A 9375-nucleotide genomic window follows, 5' to 3' on the forward strand; every position below is an offset into this window, starting at 1 on the left:
ACCCAATACAGCTGAAAAATCAATGGAGTCATCATCTCTATGCATAGAATGTTTCCAATGGATGAATTAACAATATAAACATAAGGTTGATTTCACAATTTAGGAGACAGCTGAACATATCTTATCGTACCTTTTTCTGAATTTAATATTAGGTTGTTTAGTCTTTTTACTCACTCTATTGGGAACAACTAGAACTTTTTTTAAAAAATTAATGGAATTCGCCTTGTTAAAGTTATATAACAATTTAATATAAACTAATCCTTTAGGTTAATAAGCAAGGTTAAGACATGAAATTACAGCAACTCCGTTATATTGTTAAGGTACTTAACAACAATTTAAACGTCTCAGCAACCGCAGAAAGCTTGTACACATCGCAACCGGGTATTAGTAAACAAGTTCGCATGCTGGAAGATGAGTTAGGTATACAAATATTTGGTCGCAGCGGTAAACACCTTACGCATGTGACTGAAGCAGGGCAAGATGTGATCAACATTTCTAGAGAAATTTTAGCTAAAGTTGAAAGCATCAAAGCAGTGTCTCGTGAACACACGTTACCCGACCAAGGTAAATTGAATATTGCCACTACTCATACTCAAGCAAGATATGCCTTACCTGATGTGATTAAAGGCTTTATGAATAAATATTCAAAAGTTTCATTGCATATGCATCAAGGAACACCATCTCAAATAAGTGATCTTGCCGCCAAAGGCGAAGCAGATTTTGCCATCGCTACAGAATCACTGCATTTGTATAATGATCTAGTAATGCTACCTTGCTATCACTGGAATCGCAGTATTATTGTTAACCGCGAACATCCCTTAGCTAAGAAAACTACCATTACAATTGAAGATATTGCGGAATACAACTTGGTCACTTATGTGTTTGGATTCACAGGTCGCTCGTCTTTAGACCAAGCCTTCAGTAGTGCAGGTATCGAACCTAAAATAGTGTTTACAGCCACCGATGCCGACGTAATTAAAACTTACGTAAGACTCGGAGTGGGCGTTGGTGTCATCGCTTCTATGGCTATTGATGAAAAGTTAGACTCAGATTTAGTCAAAATTGATGCCAGCCATCTGTTCGAGTACAGCACTACCAAAATTGGCTTCAGAAAAGGCTCATTTTTGCGTAGTTACATGTACGAATTTATTGAACGTTTTGCCCCACATCTAACTAAGTCAGTGGTAGAAAAAGCCATGATGTTGAAAAACAACGACGAAGTAGAAAAAATGTTTAAAGGCCTCACATTGCCTGTAAGATAAAAAGTAGTGATGAAAGTCTAGCTCATGGCTCGACATGAAAGTTAAGTAAAGGCGCTATTTTAACGAATAATGCCTTTATTTTTAACAGCACAATTGAAACCAATATGACTTCATACCGTGTATCAAGCGATGACCAGCATGTGTCTAGAGGTCACCGACTCAAAGCCATTTGCTACCATTAACACTCAATAATATTGACTGCTAAACCGCCTCTTGATGTTTCTTTGTATTTGGACTTCATATCGTTGCCTGTTTCCCACATGGTTTTGATGACCTTGTCGAGTGACACTTTGTGTTGACCTGAGCCTCTTAAAGCCAGTCTAGATGCGTTAATAGCTTTAATGGCTCCCATGGCATTTCGTTCTATACACGGTACTTGTACTAAGCCGCCGACTGGGTCGCAGGTTAAGCCTAGGTTATGCTCCATACCAATTTCGGCTGCGTTTTCAACTGCGTCTACCGAACCGCCAACTATTTCGGTTAATGCACCTGCGGCCATCGAACACGCCACGCCTACTTCTCCCTGACAGCCTACTTCGGCACCAGATATTGAGGCATTCTTCTTATATAAAATACCGATGGCTGCTGCAGTTAAAAAATAACGGCTTACCGTGTCTTCATCTACGGGTTTTACAAATTTATCGTAATAACATAACACCGCTGGAATAATACCTGCTGCGCCGTTAGTTGGAGCGGTTACTACCGTGCCTCCAGCGGCATTTTCCTCGTTTACCGCTAATGCAAACAAATTGACCCAATCCATCGCGACCATTGGATCGGCATTTTTTTCGTTTTGTAAGCGGTGATATAAGCCAGGCGCTCGGCGAGTGACTTTTAAACCACCGGGTAAAATCCCTTCGGTATGTATGCCTGTTTGCACACTTTTATACATAACTTGCCATATGTGCCATAGCTTTTTGATGATTTCTTCTTTAGGTTGAAACACTTCTTCGTTTTTCATCATTATTGAGCTGATACGCAGACCATGCTCTTTACTGTGTTCTAGTAGCTGTTTAGCGCTGGAAAAGTCATAAGGTACAGGTTGTTCTTCGTGGATAAGTGCAGCTACTTTTTGCTCAGCAAAGTCTTGCTCTCGAATGATAAAGCCACCTCCTATAGAAAAATAAGTTTGTGAAGTAATCACAGTCTTATTATTCATGGCATGAAACGTCATACCGTTTGGGTGTTGGCTGAGGGATTTACGACGATGGAAAACTATTGCATTGAGTGCAGGAAATTTAATTAAATTTTTATTATTCAAGTTAAGCCTTTGGCAGCTACTCACTTTTTCGAGATAGGTGTCCACCATAGAGCTATCGATAGTTTCGGGAGCATGACCAAGTAACCCTAAAATCACCGCTTTGCCTGTTCCGTGACCTTTACCTGTTTGTCCTAATGATCCAAACAACTCCACCTTAATTTCATCAGTTGTATCGAATAGTCCTTGCTCTGATAATTCCCCACAAAAAGCCTTAGCAGCCCGCATTGGACCCACAGTATGCGAGCTAGAAGGGCCAATCCCGATACTAAACATATCAAAAACGCTGATCATTTTGTCTGTTCCACTAGATAAAAAGAATATGATGATATTGTGCTAGTTTTAAGTAGGTAGGACAATAGCCGGAATACTTAGGGCTGTTATAAAAGTGTAAAGATTGCTTTATACTATTAATAATTGTCTGGAGTAACTTCAGCGTCAAAGACACTATTATTGAACTTATATTTGTTGGATTTACCTACAATAGATAAACATGACTGCATATGCTTTTATTAATCATTACAACAATAATCCGACTTAAAGTGATTTAACTTGGTTTATTGTAAGATGATTTAGCAATATATCGTTTACCAGTAAGTCACTTTTCTTGCAAAGAATGCCGTAATTTTGGCTGGTGCAGTTCAGATTTATTCGTCGCCAAGATGAAAATGATTGGATAAGTTTCGCACAAAAGCAGCTGTTGCCCCCCAAATATTGTGTTGCTGCCATGGAATAAAATAGATTGGAAATTGCCCATTTTTACGTTTAACCCAATGGATAAGATGATTATGTTGATCCATTAAAAAACTCAAAGGGACTTCAAAGGTACTTTCTACTTCATTTTTATCTAAAGTTAAGTTTGTTGGTGCAGAAACAAACCCAATGTAAGGTATCACTTCATAACGGCTTAACGTGCGATACAAAGGTAGGTTACCGACAATTTGCACTTTATTAGGTGATAAACCCACTTCCTCATGGGTTTCCCGCAAAGCTGTTTCGACTAATGAGCTATCATAAGATTCTTGTTTACCACCAGGAAAACTCACTTGACCGGCATGGTGTTTTAAGTGACGAGCCCTTACTGTAAATAGTACGGTCAGCTCATGATTGTATTCCATTATGGGCAATAACACGGCAGCAGGTTTACCCTGTTCTTTGAGTGGAAAATCAGCTTCACTATTGATCTGTTTGGCATGATGAAAACGAGTGAGAAATTGTGCTTTATCCATGGAGTGTCATCCAAGTAACGATGAAGTGGAGTTGAGACTTAAAATAGGTAATATTTTTGACACTTTGTCCAAGCTCTCTTGGTATTCATCTTTAGCATTTGAGTCAAGTACAATGCCACCGCCTGCCCAACAATGAATTGTTTGCTGGTTGCTTGATTGTTCGCATAACAAAGTGCGAATACAAATATTGGTATCCATGTCGCCAAGCACACCCAGATAGCCAATACTTCCGCAGTAAATGTTACGATTATTCGGTTCAAGTTCGTCGATTATTTGCATTGCGCGAAACTTTGGTGCGCCGGTGATGGACCCCCCTGGAAACGCTCCTTTTAGTAAATCCAAAGCGCTACTCGTTTTTTTAAGTTTACCTGTGACTGTGCTGACTAGATGATGCACCGCGGCAAAACTTTCTAATTTAAACAGTTGAGGAACTTGAACACTGCCCGGTTGGCAATGTTTGCTTAAATCATTACGCAGTAAGTCTACAATCATCAAATTCTCAGCGCGGTCTTTTTCTGCACTTAATAATGAGTCGATTTGTTGCTGATCTTCTATGGCGTTGTCACTGCGTGGCCTCGTACCTTTAATAGGCTTGGTTTGCACAACTTCATCTTTAACAGATAAAAATCGTTCGGGTGAAATACTCATTATTACATTATCAGTTAAGCGGATAAACGCAGAAAAGGGGGCTTGATTTGCCGTTCTTAATCGTTGGTAAGCTTGCCACTCGTCACCAGTATAGTTGGCTGAAAAACGCTGAGCCAAGTTAATTTGATAACAGTCACCAGCTTGTAAGTAGGATGAAATAGTTGATAATTTTTGTGTATATTGTTCTTGACTCATATTAGATTGCCATTGACTGGTTAAACTAAATGAGCTGTAAGATTTATCATTGCCTATTAATTGTTGAATATCCTCGACACTGGGGTGGGCAAATTGGTCTAAATAACACACATAAAATTGCTGCTTAAGATTATCTTTTATAATGCTCCAAGTATAAATACCCACCGCCATATCTGGAGTAGAGTATTCGTCTGCATTTTTATTAGGCAAATGCTCGAAACGTTTTCCTAAATCATATCCAAATAAACCCAATGCACCTACCATAAAAGGCAAAATAATATCCTGAGGGGGCATAACTTGACTATTTGGCATGTATTTCTCAAGTAAGTCTTGCACCAAAGACAAAGGATCATTTGAGCTTTCTTGGCTTTGATCCGTGTCTTGTAGCCATATATTACTACTATTACCAATGGTGGTGATCGTGGCAATTGGATTAGCAACCATGATGTCGAAGCGGCCATCTGGATGTTGGCTGTCCGAAGAATCTAAGAACATTGCCCAAGGTTTGTCTGCAAAATGAGAAAAAATGTCTGCTGTAGAATAGCTGTTAGGTAAATTAAGCGGACGGACTTTTAATGAATATGGTTGCTTGTTCATGGTGATTACTTTTATATATCTCAAAAAGGCTGATATGTTACTGCTCACCAATACCGAATTGTCATGGAGCAAATTACGTGTTCGCGTTATCATAGCAAGTAGAGAAAACTTAACCCAGAAAATTCATGAGGTATCTATGACAGTTATCCGTCAGCAAGACTTTATCGATAGTATTGAAGAGTCTCTGCAGTTTATTTCCTATTACCACCCACTTGATTACATCAAAGCGGTCGAAAAAGCCTACAATAAAGAACAAAGTCAGGCAGCAAAAGATGCCATGGCACAGATACTGATCAATTCGCGCATGTCGGCTGAGGGGAAACGTCCTTTATGTCAAGATACCGGTATCGTCACCTGTTTTGTGAAGATTGGTATGGATGTGCAATGGGACAAAACAAACTTGACTGTACAAGAAATGGTTGATGAGGGTACCCGCCGTGCTTATTTAAACCCAGATAACCCATTGCGTGCGTCGATTGTCTCCGACCCTGCAGGCAAACGGATCAATACAAAAGATAACACACCTGCTGTTGTTCATATTGATACTGTGTCTGGCGGTGAGATTGATGTGATGATTGCTGCTAAGGGTGGGGGTTCTGAAAATAAATCTAAAATGGTTATGTTAAATCCAAGTGATGACATAGCCGACTGGGTCGTTAAGACACTTCCTACTATGGGAGCTGGTTGGTGTCCACCTGGAATGCTTGGCATAGGTATCGGGGGTACTGCAGAAAAAGCCGCAGTGTTAGCTAAAGAAAGCTTGATGGATCCAGTCAATATTCAAGAATTGATCGACAGAGGCGCCGAAACCACCGAAGAGAAGCTCCGTTTAGACATTTACAAGAAAGTTAACGACTTAGGTATCGGTGCTCAAGGGCTAGGTGGATTGACCACTGTAGTGGACGTCAAAATTAAATCTATGCCAACTCATGCTGCATCTAAACCTGTAGCGATGATACCTAACTGTGCGGCGACTCGTCATGCACACTTTCATCTCGACGGTTCCGGTCCTGCTGAATTTATTCCCCCTAAATTAGAAGACTGGCCAAAAGTGACTTGGGACGTTGCAGAAGGTACACGCCGCGTCGATTTAAACACCGTCACTAAAGAAGACATCCAAGAGTGGAAAGTAGGCGAAACTGTATTGTTGTCAGGCAAAATGTTAACCGGTCGAGATGCCGCGCATAAACGCATACAAACTATGATGGACAATGGAGAGGGTCTCCCTGAGGGTGTCGATTTAACTAATCGATTTATTTACTACGTTGGTCCGGTAGATGCAGTTCGCGATGAAGTTGTCGGGCCAGCAGGTCCTACTACTGCCACCCGTATGGATAAGTGGACCGATATGATGTTAGAAAAGACGGGCTTGATAGGTATGATTGGAAAAGCTGAGCGTGGTCCTGTGACAGTTAAAAGCATCGCAAAACACAAGTCGGTATATTTGATGGCTGTAGGGGGCGCTGCGTATTTAGTGTCAAAAGCAATTAAAAAATCTCGTGTAGTGGCTTTTGAAGATTTAGGCATGGAAGCCATCTATGAATTTGATGTCGAAGATATGCCGGTTACTGTGGCTGTTGATAGCACAGGGGCCAATGCACATGAAACAGGTCCCGCTATTTGGAAAATAAAAATAGCAGAAATGGAAAATAATCACTTTTAGCTTGAATTTAAATAACCTTAATATTACCGGCGGTAAATTACAGTGTTAATTTATCGCCTTTTTTATGTGTGAAAATACCATCAAATGCAGAATATACCAATATGAGACAATACTATGAGTCAATTTAACGACCCTGTTTTATTATCCGTTTTTGCTAGCTTATTGTTATTCGGAGCCATGATTGGCAGTTTGATAACTAGTATCAGAGTCAAGAAGATCTCGCAACAGACAGCTGAACAGCATCGTTTATTTGCGATTCAACAAGAAACACAGTTAAGAAAACAACTTGCACAACAAGAGTTGATAATAAAAACGAAAGACTCAGAGTTACAGTTCGCTCATGAAGAACAAATGAGTAATCAAAATAAATTAGGTCGGTTGACTCAGCGAATAGAAAGAATTGCTGAGTTAGAGATAGAAAAGCACTACTGGCAACAGCAATATCAGCAAAGTAGTAAACTTGCAGGTGAGATACGCACCCAACTTGAGTCTCAGGCTGCACGATTTGAACAAGAGCAAATTGCTAGCAAAGATAAACTAATACTATTGGAGGTAGCTGAAAAACGACTACAAGAACAGTTCGAAAATATTGCGAATAAAATTTTTGAACAAAAACAAGAAAAGTTCAGCCAATCAAGTAAGGCTGGGTTAGATTCTATTTTATCACCCTTAAAAGAGCAAATTGAAGGCTTTAAAAAACAAGTCACAGATCAATACGTTAAAGAGGGGCAAGAGCGAGCTTCCCTTAAGACTGAGATTTTGGGTTTAAAAGAACTTAACCAACAAATTACCCATGATGCTGCCGCTTTAACTAAAGCTTTAAAGGGTGATAATAAAGTTCAAGGAAACTGGGGTGAAGTGGTTTTAGAAAGAGTTTTAAAAGAATCTGGATTACGTGAAGGTCATGAATTTGATACACAAGTTGCATTAAAAAATGAATATGGAAAAAATTATCAGCCAGATGTTGTTGTGCATTTACCAAATGATAAAGATGTAGTCATCGACTCCAAAGTGTCTTTGGCTGCTTATGAGCGCTATTTTAATGAACATGATGATGAATTAGCTCGCGCTGTGCATCTAAAAGACCATGTTAACTCGCTGCGTAATCATATAAAAGAACTCGGTAAAAAAGATTATCAGGACTTAAAAGGCATTCGTACCCTTGATTATGTTCTCTTGTTTATTCCCATAGAATCTGCGTTTTTACTTGGTGCAGATCAAGCTCCTGAGTTGATGAAGCTGGCTTTCGATAACAATATTATGCTGGTTAGCCCGACTAATTTGTTAGTGGCATTGCGTACCATCAATAATATTTGGCAGTACGAATACCAAAATCAAAATGCCCAAAAAATTGCTGATAATGCAGCTAAGTTATATGACAAGTTTCATGGGTTTATGGTTGATATGGATAAAGTGGGTAAAGCCATAGAATCAAGTCAAAAAAGTTATGATGGTGCGATGAATAAATTATCTACAGGTAAAGGTAATCTTGTCAGGCAAGTCGAACAGTTCCGTAAATTAGGCGTGCAGAGTAATAAAAAGCTGGATAGCAATATGCTAAATAATGCTGCTGTTGAGAATGATGATGAATAAAATCAGCGCGAGCTTTATATTCCTGCGTTTTTTAGTTTTAAGCATAAAATTAAAACATTACCACTCAGGATATGGATGAAAGCATAAGTAAATTTTAGACCCGCTGGAAATCTAGATGTCAGAAGAAGCAAATAAAAGTTAACGACAAGAAACATCGATAAAGTAGATTATTTTAAACTAACAAAATAGCTGCAATAATAGTTGTCATGTTTGTCCTCAAACTAAATATCGCCTCACTTTTTTAACTTATTGGTCCTGTGTGATAGCTGCTTTTTATTTCTGATTTTCAGAAATTATTATTCTTTGAAGTTCATAATCGTATAGAAATTAAAAAAAGTAGCCTCTAAAGAGGCCATTTTAAAAGGTAAGCAGAATAATTCACTTACCTTCCATATTGAATATTTCAGTGCTATTTAAATACGGTCGATAAGTGCATCGACGATTGGTGAAGCACCAAAACCATTGTCAGAAGCCCAATCCAAAATTGTTTCACCGTCTTCTTCAGGAGATGTTAAATCACCTCTTGGCATTTTTTTTACCATTAAAGTACCTGTTTCAACAGAGTCATTAAGCATAGCTGTTCTAATCAGGCTATTACCGCCGCAAGACACACCGGTATAATAATCTTTAAGTTTAAGACGAAAATCAGACTGAACACGCCTCATTTTTTTACGAAGTTCGCCTTTGTCATCTGCTTTCACAATCGTGCATATATTTTGTAGCGCATCATTGACGTCAGCATGGGCATAATTAGCGTTTATCAAAGAAGCGGTTGCGATAGCAATTGAAGTTTTAACTATTTTCAACATGGTTAAGTCCCCGGTTAATCAACACAAATTTAAATTTTGCAGCTATTGCTACGTCGAAGATTTCATTAAGAACCATTAGATGTGATTAAAAAATCTATGATGTGATACATAAGTATTAATT

General features: G+C 38.9%; 7 protein-coding genes. 3 read left to right on the forward strand and 4 right to left on the reverse strand.

Features of this window, described 5'->3' with window-relative positions:
- The first annotated feature begins 287 nt into the window (after window positions 1–287).
- Window positions 288–1262: an HTH-type transcriptional regulator CysB gene (gene cysB, locus QZ562_RS16940; RefSeq protein WP_293762753.1), complete on the forward strand. Its 975-nt coding sequence runs from the start codon at window positions 288–290 to the stop codon at window positions 1260–1262.
- Between the two features lie 178 nt (window positions 1263–1440).
- On the opposite strand, the gene QZ562_RS16945 is transcribed toward cysB, so the two are convergent.
- The 3 genes from QZ562_RS16945 to pabB form a co-directional block, all read right to left on the reverse strand.
- Window positions 1441–2814, reverse strand: coding sequence for an L-serine ammonia-lyase (locus QZ562_RS16945; RefSeq protein ID WP_293762755.1), 1374 nt, complete (start codon window positions 2812–2814; stop codon window positions 1441–1443).
- A gap of 353 nt (window positions 2815–3167) precedes the next feature.
- On the reverse strand, window positions 3168–3749 hold the full coding sequence (locus tag QZ562_RS16950; protein ID WP_293762757.1) for a CoA pyrophosphatase: 582 nt from the start codon (window positions 3747–3749) through the stop codon (window positions 3168–3170).
- 6 nt (window positions 3750–3755) lie between these two features.
- Window positions 3756–5189 carry an aminodeoxychorismate synthase component I gene (pabB, locus tag QZ562_RS16955; RefSeq protein WP_293762759.1) on the reverse strand — a complete coding sequence of 478 codons (1434 nt, stop codon included), beginning with the start codon at window positions 5187–5189 and terminating at the stop codon, window positions 3756–3758.
- Window positions 5190–5325: 136 nt separating this feature from the next.
- Between pabB and QZ562_RS16960 the strand changes: the two genes are divergently transcribed.
- Window positions 5326–6852 (forward strand): fumarate hydratase, encoded by a 1527-nt coding sequence (locus tag QZ562_RS16960; RefSeq protein WP_293762765.1) that lies wholly within the window; start codon window positions 5326–5328, stop codon window positions 6850–6852.
- Between the two features lie 114 nt (window positions 6853–6966).
- The gene (gene rmuC, locus QZ562_RS16965) at window positions 6967–8445 is read left to right on the forward strand and encodes a DNA recombination protein RmuC (protein WP_293762761.1); all 1479 of its coding nucleotides are present in this window, start codon (window positions 6967–6969) and stop codon (window positions 8443–8445) included.
- A 413-nt stretch (window positions 8446–8858) separates the two neighbouring features.
- Here the strand turns inward: rmuC and QZ562_RS16970 are convergent, their stop codons facing one another.
- Window positions 8859–9254, reverse strand: coding sequence for a DUF3718 domain-containing protein (locus tag QZ562_RS16970; RefSeq protein ID WP_293762763.1), 396 nt, complete (start codon window positions 9252–9254; stop codon window positions 8859–8861).
- Between the last annotated feature and the right edge of the window lie 121 nt (window positions 9255–9375).

Origin of the sequence: uncultured Paraglaciecola sp. (genome assembly GCF_913058035.1) — a bacterium.
GTDB lineage: Bacteria > Pseudomonadota > Gammaproteobacteria > Enterobacterales > Alteromonadaceae > Paraglaciecola.